The 23,770-nt window shown below is 65.6% G+C and carries 23 protein-coding genes and 1 tRNA gene; 5 read left to right on the top strand and 19 right to left on the bottom strand.

What is annotated here, in order from left to right:
- On the bottom strand, nt 1-359 hold a 359-nt coding region (locus IE097_RS16725; RefSeq protein WP_229797637.1), incomplete at its 3' end, for a pyruvate kinase.
- Nucleotides 360-812: 453 nt separating this feature from the next.
- On the opposite strand from IE097_RS16725, the gene IE097_RS16720 reads away from it, so the two are divergent.
- Entirely contained in the window at nt 813-2,975 is a 2,163-nt protein-coding gene (locus tag IE097_RS16720) for a hypothetical protein (RefSeq protein WP_189462000.1), read from the top strand.
- 44 nt (nt 2,976-3,019) lie between these two features.
- On the opposite strand, the gene IE097_RS16715 is transcribed toward IE097_RS16720, so the two are convergent.
- The 3 genes from IE097_RS16715 to IE097_RS16705 form a co-directional block, all read right to left on the bottom strand.
- Nucleotides 3,020-3,095 (bottom strand) — tRNA-Ala (locus IE097_RS16715).
- Between the two features lie 54 nt (nt 3,096-3,149).
- Entirely contained in the window at nt 3,150-5,888 is a 2,739-nt protein-coding gene (gene secA, locus IE097_RS16710) for a preprotein translocase subunit SecA (protein WP_189461999.1), read from the bottom strand.
- A 149-nt stretch (nt 5,889-6,037) separates the two neighbouring features.
- Nucleotides 6,038-6,922: a M23 family metallopeptidase gene (locus tag IE097_RS16705; protein WP_189461998.1), complete on the bottom strand. Its 885-nt coding sequence runs from the start codon at nt 6,920-6,922 to the stop codon at nt 6,038-6,040.
- 25 nt (nt 6,923-6,947) lie between these two features.
- On the opposite strand from IE097_RS16705, the gene IE097_RS16700 reads away from it, so the two are divergent.
- Both IE097_RS16700 and IE097_RS16695 read left to right on the top strand, forming a co-directional pair.
- Entirely contained in the window at nt 6,948-7,394 is a 447-nt protein-coding gene (locus IE097_RS16700) for a DciA family protein (protein WP_189461997.1), read from the top strand.
- A gap of 295 nt (nt 7,395-7,689) precedes the next feature.
- A complete protein-coding gene (locus tag IE097_RS16695) occupies nt 7,690-8,514 on the top strand; it encodes an undecaprenyl-diphosphate phosphatase (RefSeq protein WP_189461996.1) in 825 nt (274 codons plus the stop codon).
- A 59-nt stretch (nt 8,515-8,573) separates the two neighbouring features.
- On the opposite strand, the gene cyoE is transcribed toward IE097_RS16695, so the two are convergent.
- From cyoE to IE097_RS16675, 4 genes are read right to left on the bottom strand one after another with little or no spacing between them, the layout of a single operon-like run.
- Nucleotides 8,574-9,473 (bottom strand): heme o synthase, encoded by a 900-nt coding sequence (gene cyoE, locus IE097_RS16690; RefSeq protein ID WP_189461995.1) that lies wholly within the window; start codon nt 9,471-9,473, stop codon nt 8,574-8,576.
- Entirely contained in the window at nt 9,436-10,452 is a 1,017-nt protein-coding gene (locus IE097_RS16685; protein WP_189461994.1) for a COX15/CtaA family protein, read from the bottom strand. The genes cyoE and IE097_RS16685 overlap by 38 nt, the downstream gene beginning before the upstream one ends.
- Nucleotides 10,437-10,940 (bottom strand): hypothetical protein, encoded by a 504-nt coding sequence (locus IE097_RS16680; RefSeq protein WP_189461993.1) that lies wholly within the window; start codon nt 10,938-10,940, stop codon nt 10,437-10,439. The genes IE097_RS16685 and IE097_RS16680 overlap by 16 nt, the downstream gene beginning before the upstream one ends.
- Nucleotides 10,937-11,638, bottom strand: coding sequence for an SURF1 family protein (locus IE097_RS16675; RefSeq protein ID WP_189461992.1), 702 nt, complete (start codon nt 11,636-11,638; stop codon nt 10,937-10,939). Before IE097_RS16675 ends, IE097_RS16680 begins: the two co-directional genes overlap by 4 nt.
- Between IE097_RS16675 and IE097_RS16670 the strand changes: the two genes are divergently transcribed.
- Complete coding sequence (locus tag IE097_RS16670; protein ID WP_189461991.1) at nt 11,622-11,819, top strand: DUF2909 domain-containing protein; 198 nt, start codon at nt 11,622-11,624, stop codon at nt 11,817-11,819. The genes IE097_RS16675 and IE097_RS16670 overlap by 17 nt on opposite strands.
- 21 nt (nt 11,820-11,840) lie before the next feature.
- Here the strand turns inward: IE097_RS16670 and IE097_RS16665 are convergent, their stop codons facing one another.
- The 6 genes from IE097_RS16665 to coxB are packed head-to-tail and all read right to left on the bottom strand — an operon-like array spanning nt 11,841 to nt 16,255.
- Nucleotides 11,841-12,710 (bottom strand): cytochrome c oxidase subunit 3, encoded by an 870-nt coding sequence (locus IE097_RS16665; RefSeq protein WP_189461990.1) that lies wholly within the window; start codon nt 12,708-12,710, stop codon nt 11,841-11,843.
- On the bottom strand, nt 12,707-12,892 hold the full coding sequence (locus tag IE097_RS16660; RefSeq protein WP_189461989.1) for a DUF2970 domain-containing protein: 186 nt from the start codon (nt 12,890-12,892) through the stop codon (nt 12,707-12,709). The genes IE097_RS16665 and IE097_RS16660 overlap by 4 nt, the downstream gene beginning before the upstream one ends.
- On the bottom strand, nt 12,889-13,392 hold the full coding sequence (locus tag IE097_RS16655) for a cytochrome c oxidase assembly protein (protein ID WP_189461988.1): 504 nt from the start codon (nt 13,390-13,392) through the stop codon (nt 12,889-12,891). Before IE097_RS16655 ends, IE097_RS16660 begins: the two co-directional genes overlap by 4 nt.
- Nucleotides 13,389-13,490 carry a cytochrome oxidase small assembly protein gene (locus tag IE097_RS19415; RefSeq protein WP_229797636.1) on the bottom strand — a complete coding sequence of 34 codons (102 nt, stop codon included), beginning with the start codon at nt 13,488-13,490 and terminating at the stop codon, nt 13,389-13,391. Before IE097_RS19415 ends, IE097_RS16655 begins: the two co-directional genes overlap by 4 nt.
- Nucleotides 13,483-15,126: a cytochrome c oxidase subunit I gene (ctaD, locus tag IE097_RS16650; protein WP_189461987.1), complete on the bottom strand. Its 1,644-nt coding sequence runs from the start codon at nt 15,124-15,126 to the stop codon at nt 13,483-13,485. The genes IE097_RS19415 and ctaD overlap by 8 nt, the downstream gene beginning before the upstream one ends.
- Nucleotides 15,127-15,154: 28 nt before the next feature.
- Nucleotides 15,155-16,255 carry a cytochrome c oxidase subunit II gene (gene coxB / locus IE097_RS16645; protein WP_229797635.1) on the bottom strand — a complete coding sequence of 367 codons (1,101 nt, stop codon included), beginning with the start codon at nt 16,253-16,255 and terminating at the stop codon, nt 15,155-15,157.
- Nucleotides 16,256-16,479: 224 nt separating this feature from the next.
- On the opposite strand from coxB, the gene IE097_RS16640 reads away from it, so the two are divergent.
- A complete protein-coding gene (locus tag IE097_RS16640; protein ID WP_189461986.1) occupies nt 16,480-17,247 on the top strand; it encodes a DUF2189 domain-containing protein in 768 nt (255 codons plus the stop codon).
- A 103-nt stretch (nt 17,248-17,350) separates the two neighbouring features.
- Here IE097_RS16640 and IE097_RS16635 read toward each other — a convergent pair whose 3' ends face one another.
- From IE097_RS16635 to IE097_RS16615, 5 genes are read right to left on the bottom strand one after another with little or no spacing between them, the layout of a single operon-like run.
- Complete coding sequence (locus tag IE097_RS16635) at nt 17,351-18,640, bottom strand: NAD(P)/FAD-dependent oxidoreductase (protein WP_189461985.1); 1,290 nt, start codon at nt 18,638-18,640, stop codon at nt 17,351-17,353.
- Nucleotides 18,641-18,651: 11 nt separating this feature from the next.
- Complete coding sequence (gabD, locus tag IE097_RS16630; RefSeq protein ID WP_189461984.1) at nt 18,652-20,112, bottom strand: NADP-dependent succinate-semialdehyde dehydrogenase; 1,461 nt, start codon at nt 20,110-20,112, stop codon at nt 18,652-18,654.
- A gap of 39 nt (nt 20,113-20,151) precedes the next feature.
- Nucleotides 20,152-21,438 carry a 4-aminobutyrate--2-oxoglutarate transaminase gene (gabT, locus tag IE097_RS16625; protein WP_189461983.1) on the bottom strand — a complete coding sequence of 429 codons (1,287 nt, stop codon included), beginning with the start codon at nt 21,436-21,438 and terminating at the stop codon, nt 20,152-20,154.
- 25 nt (nt 21,439-21,463) lie between these two features.
- Nucleotides 21,464-22,792 (bottom strand): glutamine synthetase family protein, encoded by a 1,329-nt coding sequence (locus IE097_RS16620; RefSeq protein WP_189461982.1) that lies wholly within the window; start codon nt 22,790-22,792, stop codon nt 21,464-21,466.
- On the bottom strand, nt 22,789-23,553 hold the full coding sequence (locus IE097_RS16615) for a gamma-glutamyl-gamma-aminobutyrate hydrolase family protein (protein ID WP_189461981.1): 765 nt from the start codon (nt 23,551-23,553) through the stop codon (nt 22,789-22,791). The genes IE097_RS16620 and IE097_RS16615 overlap by 4 nt, the downstream gene beginning before the upstream one ends.
- Between the last annotated feature and the right edge of the window lie 217 nt (nt 23,554-23,770).

Here is a 23,770-nt window from a genome sequence, read left to right as displayed (position 1 = left end):
GTGCCCTTGACCGCGTTGACTTCGAGCTGGATCTCGCCGTCGCCGAGCAGCAGGATCGCGCCCGGTTCGACATCGTTGGGCAGTTCCTTGTAGTCGAGGCCGACGCGTTCGGCGTTGCCGAGTTCGCAGGCGGCGTCGAGGATGAAGGGGGTGCCCTTCTTCAGCTCGATCTTGTTCTTCTCGAACTTGCCGATGCGGATTTTCGGGCCCTGCAGGTCGGCGAGGACGGCGACGGCGACGCCGAGCTTGTCGGCGATGGCGCGGACGGTGTTGGCGCCGGCCCGGATCAGCTGTTCGAGGACGGCCGGGTCGGTCGAGGCGGGGCCGAGGGTGGCGACGATCTTGGTACCGCGGGGCATGGAATCACTCCTAGTCATCATCGGGCAATCGGGTCGAGCACTGCCTCTGGCGGGCGTGCGTTCGGCCAGACTGCGGCAAGGCTACCAGTGTCGCGACCGCGCCGCTTTGATCTGGCGTAGAAAAACGCGAGTTTCGCCACGCTCGTTCCACTGCAGGCAAACGGGCGGGTGAGCGGCATGGCCGCTGCCGCCGATTCTTCGTGAATACGGGCTTTCCTGATGTTTTTTGTTGGTTTGGCTTGTAAGCTGTATTAGCTTTCAGAAAACGGTGAATTCAGTAAGCGATGCGACGTGGCCGCTGGCCAAACCCGCTCGATACGCCGTTTTGCTGCACAACCGCTGCGGCTCTGCCTGTGCGGCATCCCGGTTTCGGAATGCACCGCTGCGCACTGTCCGCACCCGTTGGCTGCCGTCCTTGCGGCACGCCGCTGACCTTTTGCAGAAGCGCCGTCCATGAACAAGCATCCCCTGACCCTCTCCGCGCTCGCGTTTGCCCTGGCTTGCGCCTTGCCCGCGGCCAACGCCGCCAGCCCGGTGGCCGAGCAGTTTGCCCGCTGGAGCAGCGAGCCGAACGTCGTCCGCCGGATCACCCTGGCGGATCTCGGCATTACCTCGCCGCTGATCCTCAGTGCCGACAGCCAGCGCAACCTCTACCTGCCGGTTCCGGCATCGGTGGAAGTCCGCAATGCCACGCTGCAGTTCAATGCGAACTACCTGCGTGGCAACGGCGGCCGATCGTCGCTGCTGTTGAGCGCCGATGGCGATCCGCTGCTGTCGAACCGTCTGGTCGACGATCGCGGCGATCTCACCCAGCAACTGGCCATCAACGGCGCTCCGCGCAGCAACGGCTTCGTGCGGGTCGATCTGGCCTGGTCGTCGGTGCTGTCGGATCTGGAGTGCGCCGACCAGCGTGCTCCGGGCAATGTCCTGCGCGTTACACCGGATTCGGCGCTGAGCTACAGCTTCGATCCGCGCGGTGTGCGCGATCTGGCGACGGCATGGACGGCATTGCCGCTGGCGCCGACGCTGCTGGTCAGCCAGAACAAGCTGTCGCAGCCGGCATTCGATACGGCATGGCGGTTGGGGCTGGCGCTGGAACAGGGCGGCAAGCGGGTGAAGATTCGCGCGCTGCCGGCCATTGGCGAAACGATCGATCTGGGGAAGCTGGTCGTCCCCGAACGTCTGCTCGGTATCCCGGCCTTTGCCGCGCTGGCCAAACGGGACGGGCCGTACCGGCTGGGGAGCGATGCCGAACTGGGCGCATTGCTGGCTTTGGGCAGCGCCGGCCCGCTGGCCGCCGATGTCGTTGTGCGTGACGACACGCTGGTCCGGCGGGTCCAGGCCGCATTCGACGCCCTGGGCCAGCAGGTGAAGGCCGTCGCCCCCGATGCGGCGGATGCCTACGCGACTTGGCGCGCGCAGGTGGTGCCGCTGGCGCAGGGACCGTCGATCCGGCTGGCGAGTCTGGGTAGCAATCTGGCGATCGTGGTCGAGCAGGGGAGCGGGGCTCAGGCCGCGGGCCTGTTTGCCACGCAGTGGCGCAGTGTCGCGGTCGCCAAGGCGCTGAACGTGCGCGCGGCCTCGGAGCCGGTTCCCGATGCGGACATGGTGCTGTTGAACCGCTTCGGGACGCTGGCCGGCACCGTGGACGTGTTCGGCCGCAGCGACCGCAGCGTGCTGTTCGATCTGGGGGTGGTCGCAGGCAACAACCGGCTGCCGGTCGAGGTTGGCATCAACGTCACCGCGGCGCCGAACGTTGCCGGCGAAGCACCGGTCGCGTCGATTTTCCTCAACGACTTCCTGATCGGTTCGGCGAACCTCAACCCCGACGGCAAGCCGCAATGGATCCGGGCGGAAATCCCGCGTCACGTGCTGGCGGCGCGCAACGAGGTCAAGGTCAGCTTCCTGCGCCAGCCGACGCAGCTGCGCTGCCATGACCAGCCGATCGGCTATCCGGTGAGCATTCTGCCCGGCAGCTATCTGCGTCTGGCCAAGGGCAGGCCGGCAGCCGACTTCGTCGGTGTAACGGCGGGGTTCGGCACGCGGCAGCAGGTTGCGGTGCCTGCCGCCTGGCTCGATGCTGCTCCGCTGCAGCTGCAACAGCTGATCCGCGTCGCCGGCGCAGCGGGGATGTCGGCACAGCAGGCGCAGCTGCAGGTCGTGCCGAGCGGTCAGGCGCCGAAGTTCTCTGCGCCCTTCCTGGCGATGGACGTGCCGGTCGAGGGGACCGAGCTGACGTCGGTGGCGAACGGCCATCTGGTCATCAACGGCAAGGACCGCTCGCCGGTGCTGGACATAGCGACGCTCGACCATCTGGCCGTGGTCGAGGTGGCGAAGAAGGATGATTTCCTGGGCATCGTCTACCGCAACATCGGCAAGACGCCGCCTGCGCCAGAGCAGGCCTACCGGCTGACTCGCGGCGACGTGGCAGTGATCGGCGATGCGGGATTGATCCTGCAGGTCGACAGCCACGCGGCCGCCGAGAGCGATGCCGCACAGCTGCAACCCTGGTGGCAGCGCTGGCTGACACCGGGCCGGATTGCCCTCGGTGCCGGTGCCTTGCTGGTACTGATCGTCGTGCTGCGCCGCGTGTTCCGCAAGCAGCCCAAGACCTGAGCGCCGGGCAAATGAAAAAGCCAGACGAAAGTCTGGCTTTTTATTGGTGGACCGAATGAGGATCGAACTCACGACCTCCGCATTGCGAACGCGGCGCTCTCCCAGCTGAGCTATCGGCCCAATCGCCGATCAGATTAGCCAAGGCGGCCGGGCAGCGTCAAGCTGCCCGCCGGCTTACGACAGCTGGCCGTGGCAGTGCTTGAATTTCTTGCCCGAACCGCAGGGGCAAGGGTCGTTGCGGCTGACGCCGGCGTACCTGACGTCGGTCGGCGCCTGCGCCGTCATCGCCGCAATTGCGGCCTTGATCTGGTCCTCGTCGCCGCTGGCCAGCAGGGCCTCGATGTCGGCATGCTGGAACTGCAGTGCCGACTCCGGCAGCGCCTGCGGGGCAACGGCGTCGACATCGGCCTGGCTGCGGACTTCGACGTTCATGACGATCTGCACGACGTCGCGCTTGATCCGCGCCAGCAGGTCCGAGAACAACTCGAACGCTTCGCGCTTGTATTCCTGTTTCGGGTTCTTCTGTGCGTAACCGCGCAGATGGATGCCCTGACGCAGGTGGTCGAGTCCCGACAGGTGCTCGCGCCAGTTGTGGTCGAGGTGCTGCAGCAGGACCGAGCGCTCGAACTGGCGGAAGGTGTCGCCACCGGCTTCGGCAACCTTGGCGTCGTACGTACTGCGGGCCAGCTCCTGCACGCGGGCCTTCACGCCGACGTCGTCGAGGGTGCTGTCGGCCTTGAGCCAGTCGCCGACCGGCGCGCTCAGGCTGTACTCGCCCAGCGCCTTCTCCAGCCCGGCGATGTCCCACTGCTCTTCCATCGCCTGATGCGGGATGTACTGGGCGACCAGATCGTCGAAGAAGCTGTCGCGCATCGCGGCAATCGTCGCCGAGATGTCGGTCGATTCGAGCAGCTCGTTGCGCTGCGCGTAGATCGCCTTGCGCTGTTCGTTCGAGACGTCGTCGTATTCGAGCAGCTGCTTGCGGATGTCGTAGTTGCGGCCTTCGACCTTGCGCTGTGCCGATTCGATCGCCCGCGAGACGATGCCGGCCTCGATCGGTTCGCCTTCCGGCAGCTTCAAACGCTCCATCACCATGGCGACGCGGTCGCCGGCGAAGATGCGCAGCAGCGGATCTTCCAGCGACAGGTAGAAGCGGCTCGAACCCGGATCGCCCTGGCGGCCGGCACGGCCGCGCAGCTGGTTGTCGATCCGGCGCGATTCATGGCGTTCGGAGCCGATGATGTGCAGGCCGCCGGCTGCGAGCACGGCATCGTGGCGCTGCTGCCATTCGGCCTTGAGCGCGGCGACCCTGGCTGCCTTGGCGGTCTCGTCGAGCGATTCGTCGTGTTCGATGTCCTTGATGTCACGTTCGATGTTGCCGCCGAGCACGATGTCGGTACCGCGGCCGGCCATGTTGGTCGCGATCGTCACGACACCGGCTGCGCCGGCCTGGGCGACGATGTCGGCTTCACGGGCATGCTGCTTGGCGTTCAGCACGTTGTGAGCGATGCCGTCGTTCTTCAGGATGCCCGACAGCAGTTCGGACTGTTCGATCGAGGTGGTGCCGACCAGCACCGGCTGGCCGCGCGATACGCAGTCCTTGATGTCGGCGATGATCGCGTTGTGCTTTTCGTCGGCGGTCTTGTAGACCTGGTCCTGACGGTCGTCGCGCACCATGGGCTTGTTGGTCGGGATGATCACGGTTTCGAGACCGTAGATCTGCTGGAACTCGTACGCCTCGGTGTCGGCGGTACCGGTCATGCCCGAGAGCTTCTCGTACATGCGGAAGTAGTTCTGCAGCGTGATCGTCGCCAGCGTCTGGTTTTCCTGCTGGATCTCGACGCCTTCCTTGGCTTCGACGGCCTGGTGCAGGCCTTCGGACCAGCGGCGGCCCGACATCAGCCGGCCGGTGAACTCGTCGACGATGACGATCTCGCCGTCGAGCACGACGTAATGCTGGTCGAGGTGGAACAGCGTGTGCGCGCGCAGTGCCGCGTACAGGTGGTGCATCAGGCTGATGTGCTGTGCCGCGTACAGGCTGTCGCCCTCCGGCAGCAGGCCCATTTCGGTGAGGATCTGTTCGACCTTCTCGTGGCCGGCTTCGGACAGCAGCACCGAGTTGGCCTTTTCGTCGACCCAGTAGTCGCCTTCGCCTTCTTCGGTTTCCTGCTTGACCAGCTTCGGCGGTACGGTATTCATCGCCGTGTACATGTCGATGCTGTCGTCGGCCGGGCCGGAAATGATCAGCGGCGTCCGTGCCTCGTCGATCAGGATCGAGTCGACTTCGTCGACGATCGCGTAGCTGAGCTTGCGCTGCACGCGTTCGCTCGCGGCGAACACCATGTTGTCGCGCAGGTAGTCGAAGCCGAATTCGTTGTTGGTGCCGTAGGTAATGTCGCAGGCATAGGCCTGCTGCTTGGCATCGTGCGGCATCTGGCCGAGGTTGACGCCGCAGGAGAGGCCGAGGAAGTTGTACAGCTGACCCATGATGCCGGCGTCGCGCTGTGCCAGGTAGTCGTTGACGGTGATGACGTGCACGCCCTGGCCGGTGATCGCGTTCAGGTAGGCCGGCAGCGTGGCGACCAGCGTCTTGCCTTCGCCGGTCCGCATTTCGGAAATCTTGCCCTGATGCAGCGTCAGGCCGCCGATCAGCTGCACGTCGAAGTGACGCATGCCGAGCGAGCGTTTGGCGCCTTCGCGGCAGACGGCAAAGGCTTCGGGCAGCAGCGCGTCGAGCTTTTCGCCGTTCTGGTAGCGTTGCTTGAATTCCTCGGTTTTGGCCCGCAGCGCGTCGTCCGACAGCGCCTGCGTTTGCGCTTCGAGCGCGTTGATCTGCCGGACGATGGCGCCGTACTGTTTCAACAGGCGGTCGTTGCGGCTACCGAAGACTTTTTTCAACAATGTGGAGATCATTTTCCTGCTACCAGCTGTTCCGCTGCGAGCCTTGCGGCGCACGCGGGCGTGATTTTGTTACGAGAACGGCGGACAGGTTACCCCATCCGCCGTCTGCGTCGTTTAAGGCTTCGCCCAATTGTGGGGACGATGCCGCAGTTTATCCATCCCTAGTCGCTTGATGCGGTACTACTTGCGAGCACATCTTGCGTCGTACTGACAAAACGCAAGGGATTCTGTGCAATCTGCTTGTAGCGGATCTCGAAATGCAGATGGGGACCGGTGGAGCGCCCGGTACTCCCCAGCAAGGCGATCGTCTGGCCGGCCGTCACGCTGTCACCGGGCTGCACGAGAAGGCGGCTGGCGTGGGCATAGCGGCTGGTCAGGCCGTAGCCGTGATCAAGCTCGACCATATTACCATACTGGGGGTGGGCCGCCGCGTAGGCGACCTTGCCGGCCGCGGCCGCCCGGATGGGCGTACCGATCGGGCCGACGAAGTCGATGCCTTCGTGGAAAGTCTGTCTCCCGGTGAACGGATCGAGGCGCCAGCCGAAGCTCGACGACTGCAGGCCGCTCTCCATCGGCGCCCGTGTCGGCAGCGTGTCGCCGGCCGGTGCGGCCAGCCGGAGTTGCGCCAGCGAGAACTGGTCGAGGTAGGCGTCGGCACGGGTGTCGCTGTCGCCGAGCAGACGGGCAAGCTCGCCGGCGTCGAGGGCGCGGCCGGACTGGGCCAGCCCGCCACGTGGCGCCGGTTTGTCGGACAGGAACGGTGAGACGTCGATGCCGGTGCGACTGCCGAGCTGCTTGGCGAGGCCGTCGAGCCGCGTCAGTTTGGCCTGCAGCTCGCCCAGCCGCACGGCCAGCGCGTCGACATTGGCGTGGACCGGCCGGGCCAGGGGCCAGCGCGGTTCGATTCGTTCGCTGCGGGCCAGCAGCGTCATCCCTGCACCGGCGGCCAGGCCGAGGCCGAGCATGCCGAGCAGGGTAAGCACCATGGCGGCCGGACCGAGCGAAATTGCCCTCGCGAAGCGGCTGGAAACCAGAATAATATTCATATGTCCCCTGAATCCGGAGTCCGGTATGTCTTTGTTCGGCCATTCGGGCTTTGTCGGCAATGACCGCGAGCTGTTGCGCCTGGCCGCGCGGGTCAGCGAGCTCAATCATCTGCTCGACGCCGTCCGGCGGCACGTGCCGCAGGAACTGGCGTCGTCGTGCGTGTCGGTGGCCTGGGGGCCGGAGCAGGTGCTGCTGGTCGGCGTGCGCTCGTCGGCCGCTGCTGCGCGCTTGCGTGTTGCGGCGCCGCAGCTGCGTGACGCGCTGAACGCTGCGGGATGGCAAGCTAGCGCAATCCGTCCGCGGGTGCAAGTTGCGCTGCAGCAGGAAAAATCGAGAATCAACAAGGACTTGCGGCTTTCTGATTCGGCCTGTGCGGCATTCGAACAGCTGGCCGATACGCTGGACGCCGGGCCACTCCGTGATGCGGTGGCGACGCTGGTGGCGCACCAGCAGCAGCGCAAGACGCGCTGAATTCGTCCGTCGCTGATTGTCGGCGCCATACCGGAAGCGGGCAAAAAAAAACGGGCGCCTTGGTCGCGGCGCCCGATATCAGGGAGGAGATGAGCAAAATGCGCGTCGTCGCTAGACGTCCATCGCATAGTGGATCAGAGCCCCGCCGGCGCGTCTAGTTCCCGGCATGACGGAAAAATTGTTTGCGACCGACAGGCGGCGCGTGCTGTCGACGCCGTCCGTTAATCCCTCGTTAAACCTGCGATAGCTATAATGCGCGCTCTTGCCGACCTGCACACAAGGGCATTGCCACCGTATGGACATCGTTCTGCTGCTCAAATCGCTGATCATGGGCGCCGTCGAAGGGATCACCGAGTTCCTGCCGATTTCGAGTACCGGCCACCTGATCCTGACCGGGGACCTGCTGAACTTCCTCGCCAAGGACAAGCGCGACGTTTACGAAATCTTCATCCAGCTCGGTGCGATGCTCGCGGTGGTCTGGGAGTACCGTGCCAAGATCGGCGAAACGCTGAGCGGCGCAGTGCGCCCCGGCGCGGCGCGGAATCTGGCGCTGGCCGTCGTGATCGGCTTCATTCCGGCGGCGATCATCGGGCTGCTGCTGAACAAGACGATCAAGGCGCACCTGTTCGCGCCGATTCCGGTTGCGACGGCCTTCATCGTCGGCGGCCTGATCATCCTGTGGGCCGAGAAGCGTCAGCACACGGTGCGGGTACAAACGGTCGACGAGCTGAGCCTGAAGGATGCGCTGATTGTCGGTTTTGCCCAGTGCCTGGCCCTGATTCCGGGGACCAGCCGTTCCGGTGCGACGATCATCGGCGGGCTGTTCCTCGGCCTGTCGCGCAAGGCGGCAACCGAGTTCTCGTTCTTCCTCGGTATTCCAACGCTGGGTGCGGCGTCGATCTACAGCCTGCTCAAGTACCGCCACGCGCTGGAAATGGCCGATTTCGGCGTGTTTGCCGTGGGCTTCTTCGCCGCGTTCGTGTTCGCATTCATCGCGGTTCGTGCGCTGCTGCGCTTCATTTCGACGCATACCTTCATTCCGTTCGCCTGGTACCGGATCGCGTTCGGCCTGATCGTGCTTGCAACCTGGTACACCGGCGTCGTCGACTGGACGGTCTGATCGGGGTTGGCAGGTGAAAAAAAGCGCCCGGGCAGGGCGCTTTTTTTATTGCGGATTGCTCACCAGAGCCATTGCACGACCCGATCGGCGAGCAGTGCGGCGAACAGCCAGGTGAGGTAGGCGATCGAGAAGCGGAACAGGCCGCGGGCCAGTGCATCGCCTTGTGCGTCGTCCGCGCGATACAAGCGCCAGGCGCGCAGCGCAAAACCGGCGTTGAGCCAGAGCGCCGCAGCCAGATAGAGCCAGCCGGACAACCGGATCACGAACGGCAGCAGCGTGACTGCGAACAGCATCAATGAATAAAGCAGGATGGACAGGCGTGTGAAGGCCGCGCCGTGCGTGACCGGCAGCATCGGCAGTCCGGCGCGCGCGTAGTCGTCGCGCCGGTACAGCGCCAGCGCCCAGAAATGCGGTGGCGTCCACGTGTAGATGATCAGGAACAGCACGGCTGCTTCGGCCGGAATCGTCCCGCTGACTGCTGCCCAGCCCAGTACCGGCGGCATCGCACCGGCTGCGCCGCCGATGACGATGTTCTGCGGCGTCGCCGGCTTGAGCCAGCGTGTGTAGACCACCGCATAGCCGAAGAATGTCGCCAGCGTCAGTCCGGTCGCCAGCGGGTTGGCAAACTGCAGCAGCAGCCAGAGGCCGCCGACCGTCAGCGCTGCGGCGTAGCCGGCGGCCTCGAACTGGCCCAGCCGCCCCCGCACCAGCGGACGGGCCGCGGTACGCCGCATGACCGCGTCACGATCACGTTCGAACAGGCAGTTGGCTGCGGCTGCGCCCATCGCGACCAAGCCGATGCCGCAGAGCGCCAGCAACAGGCGCGGCCAGTCAGCCGGTGGCGGTGCGGCCAGCAGGATACCGACGGCGGCGCAGAAAACGATCAGGGCAACGACGCGCGGTTTGCCGAGTTGCCAGAAATCAGCGAGCGAAGGAAAGGTGAGCGAGCGGCTCAACATGGCGGGTCTCCTGACGGCAACGAACGACAAGGGTGGTCAGTACGCTCAACAACAGTGCTGCGCCGCCGTTGTGGGCGACAGCCAGCGGCAGCGGCAGGCCGAGTTCGACGTTGGCGATGCCCAGTGCGGCTTGCAGCAACAGCGTGGCCATCAGCAGTGCGGCGTGCTTCGGTGCCACTGGCCAGGCGCGCCAGACGGTCAGCCCGACGGCCAGACTCAGCAGCAGTGCGCCGAGCCGGTGCAGCCAGTGGATGGCGGCAAGGTGATCGATGCTCAGCGCTGTCCCGTCGGCGGTCAACCCCAGTGCGCGATCCGGCCGGAGCGCTTCGAGCAGACCCGGCGGTGGCGAGAAACCGCCCCTGCACGCGGGAAAACCGTCGCAGGCCAGTGCCGCATAGTTGGTGGAGACCCAGCCGCCCAGCGCGATCTGGCCGATGCAGAGCAGCAGGGTCAGTCCGGCTAGCGCGGTGAGTCCGCGGCGGGTTGGCAGTGCCGGCAGGGTGGTGCGTGCAGCCAGTGCGGCCAGCAATGCAATCAGGCTCATCCCGCCGAGCAGATGGGTGGTCACGACGACGGGCATCAGCTTGAGCGTGACGGTCCACATGCCGAGCAGCGCCTGGAAGACCAGAATGGCGAGCGGTGCAAGCACCAGCCAGACCGGCAGCGCGTACCGGCGGCGCTGGCGCCACAGTTGCACACAGGTCAGCAGCAGCAGCAGACCGTAACCGCCAACGGCGTAGCGGTGAATCATTTCCTTCCAGCCCTTGTCCGGATCGACGTCGCCACCGAAATGGCGCTCGGCATGGGCAATTTCATGCGCAGCCTCCGGCGGCGTGAGACGACCGTAGCAACCGGGCCAGTCTGGGCAGCCCAGCCCGGCGTCGTGCAGCCGGACCCAGGCGCCCAGCATGACCAGGGCCAGCGTCCACGCCAGGCTCAAGAGCAGCAGCGCACGGGTGAAATTCAGGTGCTTTGCCATGCGTCCTTCCCTCCGAGACCGCGGTTCTGCTTGAGCAGCTTGCCGATTTCCTGCAGCGCGCGCTTCCGGCCGACGGCATCGGCCAGTTGCTCGGGCCGGTAACGCAAGACGGCGTTGCCGTTCGGATCGATCAGGTACAGGCCGGCCTCGGTCAGCAGCGGGTGGTCGCCGAGCGTGATTGTCGATGCGCACGGCGCAGTGGTTGCGGTCTCGATTCGGGTCGCGGCTTCGCCCTGCGCGCGCTGGAGTTGGCCAGCCGAGAACAGCAGCGAGCGTGTCCGCGCACCGCAACCGTCGGCGCCAACGGCGGCAAGCCGCCAGCGTGCGGCATTGCCGGTGACCGGGCTGGCGATCAGTTCGCCGAAACTCTCCCCGCCGGCGGGGCGCCAATGGTCGTAAACGAGCTGGGCCGCGACGATGGGCAGTGCGCTCATGGCGAGCAGGGCCAGCAAGACACGGCGTCCGTGCCGTTGACGGTTCGGCTTCATCGGATCCCCTTTCGAAAGCGCCACCACAGTGCGGCCCCGGCCAGCGTCATGCCCCACCAGCTGGCCATGTAGGCGAAATGCCGTTCGGCATTGAGATAAGGCTGCGGAATGTCGACCACCAGCCCGTCTGATGCGACCGCATAGGCGTAACCGACCGGCCTGTCACTCCCAGCCCAGTGCGCGTAGGCCTCTGCGTCGACATGCTGGAAGCGGTTCCCCTCGGGCGGTGTCGGGCCGAGCGTGATGAAACGCGGCCAGTCGGCGACCTCGACCACCGGTGCTGCCGGCAGCCGGACCGGAAGCGCCCGGCCCTCGGCCTGCCAGCCGCGATTGACGAGCAGGGTCCGGCCATCGGCGAGCCGGAACGGTGTGACCACTTCGGCGCCGGCCTGTCCGTTCCGCGGGCGCGGCGTCACCGTGAAGGTCAGGGCCGGCAGCCAATGACCGGCCAACAGGGTCCGCGTTCCGGGTGAGGGGACCGCCGCCGCTGGCCAGGTTCCGATCGGTTGCTGACGTGCTTCGGCGACGGCGCTGGCCAGTTGCTGCTTGGCCAGTCCGCGCCGGCACTGCCAGATGCCCAGCGCCAGAGTCAGCAGGACCAGTGCGCCAAGGACGAGCAGCGCCGCACTGTGACGTCGTGTGCTAACGTCAGTGGATTGCGTTGCGTGCGCCGGAGAGTTCATGAAGGTCGTTGCCATCGTGCTGTTGCTCGTCATCCTGCTGGTGCTGGGTCGTGCCATGCTGCAGCTGGTCCGCGGTCCGGCCGGATCGCCGAAGCTGGTGCGTTCTCTGACCTGGCGCGTGGCCCTGTCGGTCGGACTGTTCGTGCTGCTGTTGATCGGCTACCACTTCGGCTGGTGGCGGCCCCATGGCGCGTGATCCGAAGGGGGGCCACCGGTCCTAGAGCCAGTAGACGAAGACGAACAGCAGCAGCCAGACCACGTCGACGAAGTGCCAGTACCAGGCGGCAGCTTCGAAACCGAAGTGGTGCTCGGCATTGAAGTGGCCGCGCAGGACGCGGACCAGCATCGTTGCCAGCATGATCGTGCCGACCAGCACGTGCATGCCGTGGAAGCCGGTCAGCATGTAGAACGTCGCACCATAGGCGCCCGAGGCAAGCGTCAGCCCCATCGTTTCCCAAGCGTGGTGGTATTCGTAGGCCTGGAGGCACAGGAAGATCGCTCCGAGCAGCACGGTGAACGCCAGACCGAGCTTCAACTGGGTCCGGCGGTTTTCCACCATGCCCCAGTGCGCCCAAGTCAGCGTGATGCCGGAGCTGAGCAGAATCGCGGTGTTGGTCGCCGGAATGCCGACGGCCTCCATGGCCCGGTAAGGCGCGTCGAGTTTCGGGGCCGTCGCGGCGGGCCAGTCTGCGGAAAAACCGGGCCACAGCAGCTCGTGCGTACCCGAAAAGAAACCGAGTTCGGGCACCGAGATCACCCGGGTGTAAAACAGCGCGCCGAAAAAGGCGGCAAAAAACATCACTTCGGAAAAGATGAACCAGCTCATTCCCCAGCGGAACGAGTGGTCGACCTGCAGTCCGTAGGAGTGCGCTTGCGATTCGCGGATGACGTCGCCGAACCAGCCGAACAGCATCCATGCGAGCACGATCACACCGGCCAGCAGCGCCCAGTTGCCACCGGGTACCTTGTTCATCCAGAACGCTGCGCCCAATGCCATCAGGAACAGTGCCAGCGAGCCGACGATGGGCCAGCGCGATGGCGCCGGCACGAAATAGTGCGCGTCGTGCACCCCGTTTTCGACGTTCATCCTCCACCTCCTTGGCTTGCCACCAGTACGCGGACCAGCAGCAGAATCAACAGGATCATCACCAGCGCGACGATCAGGGCCGTTGCAATCACGGTGCCCGGTTTGAGCTTGGCCGACTCGGCGCCCTTGCGACCCCGGACACCGAAAAAGCCGGCCAGAACCGCCTTGATCGCCGCTTTCATGCCGGCTGCAACGTATAGGAAAGCGTGGCTGCACCGAGTTCTTCGGGCAGCGTTTCCGCGACCAGCAGCACGACGGTGACGTCGCGTGTTTCGTGCGGTGCCAGCTTGAGCGCATCGAAACAGAAGCACTCGAGCTTTTGCAGCAGGCCGGCGGCACGCACCGGTGCGAAGCTCGGAATCGCGCGAATCGTCAGTGGCTGGTCGCCAGTGTTCGCAATGCGGAAACGGGCCTTGACGAGGCTGCCTGCCTTGGCCGCGACGACGCGGTCGAGCGTGTCGATCGTGACCGGCAGTCCGTCGGCGACATTGGTGTCGAATTCGAGCCGCAATGCGGTCGGAATCGCGGTGGCGAATTCGGGGCGGGCCCGGTCGAGACCGATGGCCCGGCACAGCACGTCGTAGAACGGCGCCAGCACGTAGCCGAAGCTGAACATGGCCAGCGCGACGAGTCCGAGGCGGATCGCCGTGCGACGGTTGGCGCCGTGCGCGACGGCGTTCATCCCGGCAACCCGTACATGAGCTGCCGGACGATCACGGCCACGAAGAAGGCCAGCGCCAGCGCGGCAAGCCAAAGCGCGGTACGGACGTTCTTACTCATGATCCTGATCCAGCAGTTGCGCCCGCAGGCCTTTCTTCACCAGTGCTTCGTCGGGCGGCGTTTCCCAGGTGTGATGCGGTGCCGGCGAAGCGACTTCCCATTCGAGCGTATGGGCGCCCTCCCATGGCCGTGCCGGCGCACGACCTGCGCCGCCGCGGATGGTATTGATGACGTTGTAGAGGAAGAGCAGCTGGCCGAGGCCGAAACAGAACGCCCCGACACTGGCGACGCTGTTGAAATCGGTGAACTGCAGCGGATAGTCGGGAATGCGCCGCGGCATGCCGGCCAAGCCGAGGAAGTGCATCGGAAAGAAGGTGACGTTGAACCAGATCATCGACCACCAGAAATGCAGCTTGCCGAGCTTTTCGTTGTACATGTGGCCGGTCCATTTCGGCAGCCAGTAGTAGGTGGCGCCGAACAGGCTGAACAGCGCGCCGGCGACCAGTACATAGTGGAAATGGGCGACGACGTAGTAGGTGTCGGTCATCTGGATGTCGATCGGCGCGATCGACAGCACGAGGCCGGAAAAACCGCCGACGGTGAACAGGCAGACGAAGCCGATCGCGAACAGCATCGGCGTTTCGAACGTCATTTCGCCTTGCCACATCGTCGCGATCCAGTTGAACACCTTTACTCCGGTCGGCACCGCAATCAGCATGGTCATGAACATGAAGAACAGTTGCGCGGTGGCCGGCAGGCCGACGGCGAACATGTGGTGGGCCCAGACCATGAATGACAGGATGGCGATCGAGCACACCGCATAGACCATCGACACGTAGCCGAACAGCGGCTTGCGCGCGAAGGTCGGCAGGATCTGGCTGACGATGCCGAATGCCGGCAGCGCCATGATGTAGACCTCGGGGTGGCCGAAGAACCAGAAGATGTGCTGGAACAGGACAGGGTCGCCACCGCCGGCGGCCTTGAAGAAGTGGGTGCCGAAGTGGCGGTCGGTCAGCAGCATCGTGACGGCGCCGGCGAGCACCGGTGCCACGGCGATCAGCAGATAGGCGGTGACCAGCGAGGTCCAGGCGAACATCGGCATCTTCAGCAGCGTCATGCCCGGTGCACGCATGTTCAGCACCGTGGTGACGATGTTGATCGAGCCCATGATCGACGACAGTCCGAGCAGGTGGATGGCGAAGATCGCCAGATCCATACCCATGCCGGCCTGGATCGACAGCGGCGGATACAGGGTCCAGCCGCCGGCGGGGGCGCCGCCGGGGACGAACAGCGAAATCACCAGCAGCGCGGCGGCCGGTGGCAACAGCCAGAAGCTCCAGTTGTTCATCCGTGCGAACGCCATGTCCGGGGCGCCGAGCATCAGCGGCAGCATCCAGTTCGCCAGACCGGTGAACGCCGGCATGATCGCGCCGAACACCATGATGATGCCGTGCAGCGTGGTCAGCTGGTTGAAGAACTCCGGGTGCCAGAACTGCAGTCCCGGCTGGAACAGCTCGGCGCGGATGCCGAGCGCCATGGTGCCGCCCAGCAGGAACATCGTGAACGAGAACCACAGGTAAAGCGTGCCGATGTCCTTGTGGTTGGTCGCATACAGCCAGCGACGCCAGCCGTGGGCACCCGAGTGCGCCTGATGGTCGGCGTGCTGCAGGTGCAGCGTTTCGGTCGAGGCGGTCATTACTCTCTCCATCTGGGTCACGGTGCGCCTACTTCCGGGCGAGCTTCACGTCCTTGGGCTGCAGCAGATCGCCTACGTGGTTGAAGTGATTGCGTTCATAGGTGATCACTGCCGCGATCTCGGTATCCGACAGCCCCTGCCACGCCGGCATCGCGTTCTTGCCGTGCAGCACGATGTGCAGGTGGCCCTGTACCGGACCGGTGGCGATCTTCGAGTTCACCAGTGCCGGGAACGGACCGCTGCCCATGCCGCTGGCCTGGTGGCAGGCCTGGCAGTTGGCCTCGTAGACCTTCTGGCCGCGGGCAACGAGGTCGGCCATCGCCCAGATCTTGTTCGGATCGTCGGCGTTGGCTTTGGCCTGGGCCTGTTTGTGCGATACGTAGTCCTGGAACTGGGCGGCGCTGACGACCTTGACGACGATGGGCATGAAGCCGTGGTCCTGGCCGCAGAGTTCCGAACACTGGCCGCGGAACGTGCCTTCGCGTTCGGCCTTGAACCAGGTGTCGCGGATGAAGCCGGGGATGGCGTCCTGCTTGACGCCGAAGGCCGGCATCGCCCACGAGTGGATGACGTCGTTGCTGGTGGTCAGGATGCGCACCTTCTGGCCGACCGGCACTACCAGCGGCTCGTCGACTTCGAGCAGATAGTGCGGATCCTTGTCCTGGGTGTTGTCGATCTGCTTGCGCGGTGTGGCGAGCTTGCTCTTGTAGCCGAAGCCGTAGTCGACGTAGTCGTAGCCCCAGAACCACTGGTAGCCGGTGGCCTTGATCGTGATCGTTGCGCCACGGCTGTCCTTCTGCGCCAGCACGACCTTGGCCGCCGGCCAGGCCATGACCGCGAGGATCAGTGCCGGGATCACCGTCCACAGCACTTCGACGGTGGTGTTCTCGTGAAAGGGGCGTGCCTTGTGACCGAGCGATTTCCGGTGGCGGAATACCGCGTAGAACATCACGCCGAAGACCGCGACGAAGATCACGATGATGATCACCATGATCCAGGTATGCAGGTCGACGATGTCCTGGGCGATCAGGGTTTGCGGGGTCTGGAAGCTGATACGGCTGTCCGATGCCTCTACGCCGCGCAGGACCAGCGAACAGGCCAGCGCGGCAAGGGTGCGCATTGCACGCATGTGTATCTCCGTGGCGGGTCCACACCGTTTGCACGCCGTCAGGCTTGCCGGTGTATCGATGTTTGCTTTTCAACGTAGCAAAGAAAACCGCAGAGACAAGCAAGACTGCGCGCGCATATCGGGTCCGGACCGACCATTCATCGGTCCGGCTATCGTAGTCGCTGGCTCCTGACTACATCGAGAAGTACCCGTGGAGAACTGCATCAAGCAGCAAGGAGGACCAAATGGACATGCATCTGAACGGTCTGGACGACCATTTTTCGCTGCCGCGCACGCGCAAGGTCGAGGCCTTCCGTGCGTTTTCGTGGATCGCGCGCGGCTGGCAGGATCTGGCTGCCCATCCCTTGCCCAGCCTTGCGCACGGCCTGCTGATCACGCTGTTCGGCTGGCTGGTGTTGTCGCTGGCGTCGCAGTACGCCCATCTGTTCACCACGTCGATCACCGGTTTCCTATTGCTCGCTCCACTCGGTGCCGCCGGGATCTACGAGCTGACCAGCGAGCGTGAAGACGGCAGGACGACATCGTTCGTACAGTCGATCCGCGACCTGATGAAGAACGCCAGCCAGCTGGCCTACTTCGGCGTCGTGCTGTTCATGATCGCGATCGCATGGGAGCGGCTGTCGGCGATCCTGTTCGCGCTGTTTTACGGTGGCGAGGCGATCACCCTGCACAACTTCTTCGGTTCGCTACTCGGCGAATACGCCGGCTTCACGATCGCCTGGGTGATCGGCGGCTTCCTGCTGGCCTGTCTCGTGTTTGCGCTGACGGCGGTGTCGATCCCGATGTTGGCCGACCGAGAGGTCGACACGGTGACGGCGATGATGACCAGCCTGCGTGTCGTCGCCGAGAACCTGCCGGCGATGATCGTCTGGGCTGCACTGATCGTGCTGCTCACGGCGGTCGGGTTTGCGACCTATCTGGTCGGCTTCGTCGTGCTGTTCCCCCTGCTCGGGCATGCCACATGGATCGCCTACAAGGATCTGGTCGAATAGTCGGCGGATTTTTCGGGCGTTGGCACCAGCCGCTTGCGCAAATCCAATCGTGACAACACCCCCGGAATGGGGGTGTTTTGCGTTCGGGGCTGCGACGCGTCAGCTACACGCCCAGACGGTCGCGCAGGTCGTAGTACCACGCCCCAAGGGCGGTGAACGGTACCCGCAGCAGTTGCCCTCCCGGGAAAGGCAGATGCGGCAGCCGGGCGAACGCATCAAAGCGTGCGGCCTGGCCTTGCAGTACTTCGGCCAGCAGCCGTCCGGCGAGATGCGTGAAGGTGATGCCGTGGCCACTGCACCCTTGCGAGTAATAGACATGGTGATCGATCCGGCCCATCTGTGGCATCCGCGACAGCGTGAGCAGGAAATTGCCGGTCCATGCGAAGTCGATGCGGGCATTGGCCAGCTGCGGGAAGACTCTCAACAGCTTGGGCATGATGATGGCTTCGATATGGGCCGGATCGCGCGCGCCATAGACCACGCCGCCGCCGAACAGCAAGCGCCGGTCGGCGCTGAGACGGAAGTAGTCGAGCAGGTAGTTGCAGTTCTCGATGCAGTAATCCTGGGGCAGCAGCGCATCGGCGAGTGCGCCGAGCGGTTCGGTTGCGACGATCTGCGTACCGCAAGGCATCGATTTTGCCGCCAGCTCCGGGACCAAACCGCCCAGGTAGGCGTTGCCGGCGACGATGACGAAGCTGGCCGTCACGGTACCGTGCGGCGTATGCACGACCGGCCGGACGTTGCGTTCGATCCGGATGGCCGGTGAGTGCTCAAAAATGCGTCCGCCAAGCGATTCGAAGGCGGCTGCCTCGCCCAGTGCCAGATTCAGCGGGTGGAGGTGTCCGCCGCTGAGGTCGAGCAGCCCGCCGCAGTAGCGTTCGCTGGCAACCACGTCGCGTGTGTCGTTGTGGTCGAGCAGACGCAGCTGCGTGTGGCCGTAGCGCTGCCACAGGGCTTGCTGTTTCCGCAGGTGGGCAAACTGCCCCGGCGTGATCGCGGCGAAGACGCCGCCGTCCTTCAGGTCGCAGGCAATGCCGTAGCGGGCGATGCGTTCGCGGATGATCCGGCCGCCCTCGAACGCCATGTCGCCAAGGGCGCGTGCGGTGTCTGTGCCGTAGCGGGCCTCGATCACGTCGAGGTCGCGCGAATACGAATTGACGATCTGGCCGCCATTGCGCCCCGACGCCCCCCAGCCGACACGTGCGGCCTCGACGATCGCCACGCTGAAGCCGGCTTCGGCCAGGTGCAGCCCGGCGGAGAGCCCGGTGTAGCCGGCGCCGATGATGCAGACGTCGACGTCGAGTGCCGCGTCGAGCGCGGGCCGCTGCGGTTGCGGACTGGCGCTGGCGGCGTAGTACGACGGTGCGTGGTCGGCAGACGTCGGTTTCGACATGGCGTTCCTGTCTAGCGGTCGATTCCGCCGATGCACAGATACTTGAGTTCGAGATAATCGTCGATGCCGTACCTTGAGCCTTCCCGGCCCATTCCGGATTGCTTGATGCCGCCGAACGGCGCCATTTCGCTCGAAATCAGCCCGGTGTTGATGCCGACCATGCCGTATTCGAGCGCTTCGGCGACGCGCCAGATCCGGCCGATGTCGCGGCTGTAGAAGTAGCTGGCAAGGCCGAATTCGGTGTCGTTGGCCAGTGCGATCAGTTCGTCCTCGGTCTCGAAGCGGAACAGCGGCGCCAGCGGACCGAAGGTTTCCTCGCGCGCGACCTTCATCCGCGCATTGGCGTGCTTGACGATGGTCGGCTCGAAAAAACCGTGGCCGAGTGCATGGCGCCGGCCGCCGAGCACGACTTCACCACCGTGCGCGATCGCATCGGCGATGTGTTCCTCGACCTTGCGCACGGCATTTTCGTCGATCAGCGGACCCTGCGTGACGCCGGGCTCGGTGCCGTTGCCGACCTTCAGCTTCGCGACCGCAGCGGCGAGCCGGTCGGCAAAGGCATCGTAGACGCCGGCCTGTACGTAAAGCCGGTTGGCGCAGACGCAGGTCTGTCCGGCGTTGCGGTATTTCGATGCGATGGCCCCGTCGACCGCCGCGTCGAGATCGGCGTCGTCGAACACGACGAAGGGCGCGTTGCCGCCGAGTTCCATCGACGTTTTCTTCACGGTGGCCGCGCACTGCGCCAGCAGGGTCTTGCCGGTCGCGGTCGAGCCGGTGAACGACAGCTTCGCGACGAGCGGGTTGCCGGTCAGCTCGGCGCCGATGTCACCGGCCGAGCCGGTCACGACGCTGAACAGCCCGGGCGGCACGCCGGCGTCGACGGCGAGCGCCGCGAGCGCCAGCGCCGACAGCGGCGTCTGCGACGCGGGCTTGAGGACCATCGCGCAACCGGCGGCCAGCGCCGGGCCGACCTTGCGGGCGATCATCGCGTTCGGGAAGTTCCACGGCGTGATCGCCGCGGTCACGCCGACCGGCTGCCGGATCACGATGACGCGCTTGTCGGCGCCGTGACCGGGCAGGGTGTCGCCATAGACGCGTTTGGCTTCCTCGGCGAACCATTCGAGATAGCTCGCGCCGTAGGCGATCTCGCCGCGGGCTTCCGCCAGCGGCTTGCCCTGTTCGGCGGTGAGGATGGCGGCCAGGTCGTCCTGGTTGGCGAGCAGCAGTTCGTACCAGCGCCGCAGCACCGCGGCACGTTCCTTGGCGGTCCGGCGCTGCCAGTCCTGCATCGCGGTTTTCGCCGCGCCGATCGCCCGGCGGGTCTCCGCCGCCCCCATGCGCGGTACGGCGGCGATCGCTTCCCCGGTCGCGGGGTTTGTGACGTCCATCGTGCTGCCGTCGTCGGCATCGGCCCAGACGCCGGCGATCAGGCATTGCCGGCGCAGCAGCGCCGGGTTGTTCAGTTGCAGCATGTTCGGTGTCCTGGTGGCGCCCGCCGGGGCGGGACGGAATTACTCGTGCAGTGCGGCGTCATGCAACGAGGTGTCGACGATGTCGAGTGCCTCGTCGAGCACGGCGTCCTCGATCGTCAGCGGGCAGAGAAAGCGCACGACATTGCCGTGGCTGCCGCAGCTCAGCAGCAGCAGTCCGCGTGCGTGCGCGGCAGCCCGGACCCGCGCGGTAAACGCCGGCGACGGCTGGCCGTTCTCGAAAAACTCGACCGCAACCATCGCGCCGGTACCGCGCACTTCGGCGATCTGCGGCACGTCGGCGCGTAGCGCGTTCAGTCTGGCCGTGATTCTGTCACCGATGACGACCGCGCGCTGGCACAGCCCTTCGGCGTCGATCACGTCGAGCACCGCCAGCGCTGCGGCAATACCGATCGGGCTGCCGCCGTAGGTGCCGCCCAGTCCGCCGGGCTCCGCCGCATCCATGATCCCGGCGCGACCGCAGACACCGGCCAGCGGAAAGCCGCCGGCCAGCGATTTGGCCATCGTGATCAGGTCGGCCTCGACATCGTGGTGTTCCATTGCGAACAGTCTGCCGGTGCGGCCGAAGCCGGTCTGGATCTCGTCGGCGACCAGCACGATGCCGTGGATGTCGCAGAGCTGCCGCAGTGCGCGCATGAAGCCGGCCGGTGCCGGGTAGAAGCCGCCTTCGCCCTGTACCGGTTCGACGATGATCGCGGCGACCCGGCCTGCCTCGATCGAGGTCTTGAACAGGCCCTGCAGCCCGGCAAGCGCGTCGTCGACGCTGATGCCGTGCAGCGGGTTCGGGAACGGCGCGTGATAGATCTCGGCGGGGAAGGGGCCGAAGCCGAGCTTGTACGGCGCGACCTTGCCGGTCAGCGCCAGCCCCAGCAGCGTTCTGCCGTGGAAGCCGCCGGCAAAGGCGATCACGCCGGACCGGCCGGTATGGATGCGGGCAATCTTGACGGCATTCTCGACCGCCTCGGCGCCGGTGGTCACGAAGAAGGTCTTGGTCGGTCCGGCAATCGGTACCCGTGCGTTCAGCTTTTCCGCCAGTTCGACATAACCGGCGTACGGCACGACCTGGTAACAGCTGTGCGAGAACTGCGCGAGCTGTGCGGCCACGGCGGCCTGGACCTTCGGGTGCAGATGGCCGGTGTTGAGTACGGCAATGCCGCTGGCGAAGTCGATGTAGCGGCGGCCTTCGACGTCCCAGAGCTCGGCGTTGCGCGCACGCGCGGCGAAAACGGCAGTCCCGACGCCGACGCCGCGCGGGGTGGCCGCCAGCCGGCGCCGGTCCAGTTCGGCATTCGATTCGTTGCTGGGCATGATGGTCCTCTCGTTGGCGCAGGGCTCAGACGTGCAGCAGCAGGTGGCGACGTTCCCACGGGCTGATGACGCGGGCGTACTCGAGGTACTCGGCCTGTTTGACGGCGCAGTATGCGGCAATGAATTCGGCGCCGAGCACGCCGGCAATCGCCGGATCGCGGCCCAGCGTGTCGATCGCGTCGTCGAGGCCGTGCGGGAAGGCAAAAGGCAGGCCGTAGGCGTTGCCGCTCAGCGCCGGCGTCGGATCGAGCTGTTCGACGATGCCGAGGTAGGCGGCGGCCAGTGTGCCGGCCAGCGCCAGATACGGGTTGCAGTCGACGCCGGGCAGGCGGTTTTCGATCCGCCGCGCTTGCGGCGTCGAATGCGGCACGCGGATGCCGCAGGTGCGGTTGTCGAAGCCCCACTGCACGTTGATCGGCGCGGCGGTGTGCCGCACCAGCCGGCGATAGCTGTTCACATAGGGCGCGAACAGCGCGATCAGCCTGGGAAAGTACCGCTGCATGCCACCGATGCAGTGGTGGAACAGCGGGCTCGGGCTGCCGTCGTCGTTCGACAGCACGTTGGCGCCGGTCTGCTTGTCGACCAGGCTCATGTGGATGTGCATGGCCGAGCCGGGTTCGTTCTCCATCGGCTTGGCCATGAAGGTCGCGTACATGTTGTGGCGGATCGCCGCTTCGCGCACGGTGCGCTTGAACAGGAAGACCTGGTCGGCCAGATCGAGCGCGTTGCCGTGCAGGAAGTTGATTTCCATCTGGCAGGCGCCGACCTCGTGGATCAGCGTGTCGATCTGCAGGTGCTGTGCGTCGCAGTAGTCGTAGACGTCCTCGAACAGGTCGTCGTACTCGTTGACCGCGTCGATCGAGTACGCCTTGCGGCCGGTTTCGGGCCGGCCGGTCCGGCCCACCGGCGGCTGCAGCGGCACGTCCGGGTCGCGGTTGACGTCGACGATGTAGAACTCCATTTCGGGCGCCACCACCGGCACCAGTCCGCGCGCCTCGAACAGCTGCAACACCCGGCGCAAGACGTAGCGCGGTGAAATCTCCACCGGCCGGCCATCGTGGTAGAAGCAGTCGTGGATGACCTGCGCGACCGGGTCCTTGGCCCACGGGACCAGCCGGATGCTGGCGGGATCGGGCATCAGCACCATGTCCGGATCGGTGGCCGGGGTGATGTTTTCGGCATATTCGCCGGTCACCGTCTGCACCAGCACCACCTGCGGCAGGCGCATGCCTTCGTCCTCGCTGAACTTCTCGCGCGGAACGATCTTGCCTCGGGCGATGCCGGTGAAGTCCGGCGTGATGCACTCGACTTCGGTGATCCGGTATTCGCGCAGCCAGTCGCTCAGGGTACTCATGCGGGCCTCCGTCCGGGCTGGTCGTGCCGGGCCTGCTGGCGGCGGCAGGCGGCGCCGAACGCCGCAAACAGCGCCCGTGAGGCCGGGTTGTCCGCAAACCGCCATTCGGGATGCCATTGCACCGCGACGGCGAAATCGGCATCGGCGACGCGGAAGGCTTCGATCAGGCCGTCCGGTGCATGCGCTTCGGCCACCAGACCCCGGCCGAGCGTGGCAATGCCCTGCTTGTGCAGCGAGTTGACGCGGAGCTCGTCCTCGCCGATCAGCCGGTGCAGCAGGCCGCCCGGCACCAGCGTCACCGGGTGCGCCGGGCCGTAGCGGACGTCGGCCGCGCCTTTGGGCTCGCGATGATCGAGCAGGCCGGGGCTGTCGTGCAGCGCCGGGTTCAGGCTGCCGCCGAAGGCGACGTTGATTTCCTGGAAGCCGCGGCAGATCCCGAGCAGCGGCACGCCGGCGTCGATGGCGGCACGGATCAGCGGCAGCGTTGTCGCGTCGCGCTGTGCATCGTTGAAGTCGCCGTCGACCGGCATGCCGCCATAGCGCTGCGGTTCGATGTTCGACGGGCTGCCGGTCAGCAGCAGGCCGTCGACACGGGCCAGCCACTCCTGCGGGGCGACCGTCTCGCCGAGTGCCGGGATGAGCACCGGCACACCGCCGGCGCCCAGTGCGGCCGCGATGTACTTTTCGGTGACCAGATGAAAGAACTGGCTGTCGTTCATCCACCAGCGACAGCAGGGAATACCAATGACGGGATGTGCCATATGCATCGTCCAAACGCGTGCGTCCGGGCCCTCGTTTGTCTGCCGGGGCCGCGATCGAAAGGCGGGCCCGATGATTCACTCTAGGAAACGTCAAAAATATTTGACAAGGGCCGATGCGGGTCTATTCCTGAGGACAGGGTGCGGCCTGCCCGTGCCGGGCTGATTTGTTGCTCCGCACCAAAAAGTGGCCCCGGATCAGCCACTTGAACCAAGGCTG

Source organism: Jeongeupia chitinilytica, from assembly GCF_014652315.1.
In the GTDB taxonomy this organism is placed as follows: Bacteria; Pseudomonadota; Gammaproteobacteria; order Burkholderiales; family Chitinibacteraceae; genus Jeongeupia; species Jeongeupia chitinilytica.
The sequence above is the reverse complement of the archived record's forward strand: the minus strand, read 5'-3'. Positions and strand labels throughout refer to the sequence as shown.

What these genes read in the sequence shown, in the direction of transcription:
- IE097_RS16720 (WP_189462000.1), top strand. Translation starts at nt 813, where the DNA reads ATGAACAAGCATCCCCTGACCCTCTCCGCGCTCGCGTTTGCCCTGGCT.
- secA (WP_189461999.1), bottom strand. Translation starts at nt 5,888, where the DNA reads ATGATCTCCACATTGTTGAAAAAAGTCTTCGGTAGCCGCAACGACCGC.
- IE097_RS16705 (WP_189461998.1), bottom strand. Translation starts at nt 6,922, where the DNA reads ATGAATATTATTCTGGTTTCCAGCCGCTTCGCGAGGGCAATTTCGCTC.
- IE097_RS16700 (WP_189461997.1), top strand. Translation starts at nt 6,948, where the DNA reads ATGTCTTTGTTCGGCCATTCGGGCTTTGTCGGCAATGACCGCGAGCTG.
- IE097_RS16695 (WP_189461996.1), top strand. Translation starts at nt 7,690, where the DNA reads ATGGACATCGTTCTGCTGCTCAAATCGCTGATCATGGGCGCCGTCGAA.
- cyoE (WP_189461995.1), bottom strand. Translation starts at nt 9,473, where the DNA reads ATGTTGAGCCGCTCGCTCACCTTTCCTTCGCTCGCTGATTTCTGGCAA.
- IE097_RS16685 (WP_189461994.1), bottom strand. Translation starts at nt 10,452, where the DNA reads ATGGCAAAGCACCTGAATTTCACCCGTGCGCTGCTGCTCTTGAGCCTG.
- IE097_RS16680 (WP_189461993.1), bottom strand. Translation starts at nt 10,940, where the DNA reads ATGAAGCCGAACCGTCAACGGCACGGACGCCGTGTCTTGCTGGCCCTG.
- IE097_RS16670 (WP_189461991.1), top strand. Translation starts at nt 11,622, where the DNA reads ATGAAGGTCGTTGCCATCGTGCTGTTGCTCGTCATCCTGCTGGTGCTG.
- IE097_RS16675 (WP_189461992.1), bottom strand. Translation starts at nt 11,638, where the DNA reads ATGGCAACGACCTTCATGAACTCTCCGGCGCACGCAACGCAATCCACT.
- IE097_RS16665 (WP_189461990.1), bottom strand. Translation starts at nt 12,710, where the DNA reads ATGAACGTCGAAAACGGGGTGCACGACGCGCACTATTTCGTGCCGGCG.
- IE097_RS16660 (WP_189461989.1), bottom strand. Translation starts at nt 12,892, where the DNA reads ATGAAAGCGGCGATCAAGGCGGTTCTGGCCGGCTTTTTCGGTGTCCGG.
- IE097_RS16655 (WP_189461988.1), bottom strand. Translation starts at nt 13,392, where the DNA reads ATGAACGCCGTCGCGCACGGCGCCAACCGTCGCACGGCGATCCGCCTC.
- IE097_RS19415 (WP_229797636.1), bottom strand. Translation starts at nt 13,490, where the DNA reads ATGAGTAAGAACGTCCGTACCGCGCTTTGGCTTGCCGCGCTGGCGCTG.
- ctaD (WP_189461987.1), bottom strand. Translation starts at nt 15,126, where the DNA reads ATGACCGCCTCGACCGAAACGCTGCACCTGCAGCACGCCGACCATCAG.
- coxB (WP_229797635.1), bottom strand. Translation starts at nt 16,255, where the DNA reads ATGCGTGCAATGCGCACCCTTGCCGCGCTGGCCTGTTCGCTGGTCCTG.
- IE097_RS16640 (WP_189461986.1), top strand. Translation starts at nt 16,480, where the DNA reads ATGGACATGCATCTGAACGGTCTGGACGACCATTTTTCGCTGCCGCGC.
- IE097_RS16635 (WP_189461985.1), bottom strand. Translation starts at nt 18,640, where the DNA reads ATGTCGAAACCGACGTCTGCCGACCACGCACCGTCGTACTACGCCGCC.
- gabD (WP_189461984.1), bottom strand. Translation starts at nt 20,112, where the DNA reads ATGCTGCAACTGAACAACCCGGCGCTGCTGCGCCGGCAATGCCTGATC.
- gabT (WP_189461983.1), bottom strand. Translation starts at nt 21,438, where the DNA reads ATGCCCAGCAACGAATCGAATGCCGAACTGGACCGGCGCCGGCTGGCG.
- IE097_RS16620 (WP_189461982.1), bottom strand. Translation starts at nt 22,792, where the DNA reads ATGAGTACCCTGAGCGACTGGCTGCGCGAATACCGGATCACCGAAGTC.
- IE097_RS16615 (WP_189461981.1), bottom strand. Translation starts at nt 23,553, where the DNA reads ATGGCACATCCCGTCATTGGTATTCCCTGCTGTCGCTGGTGGATGAAC.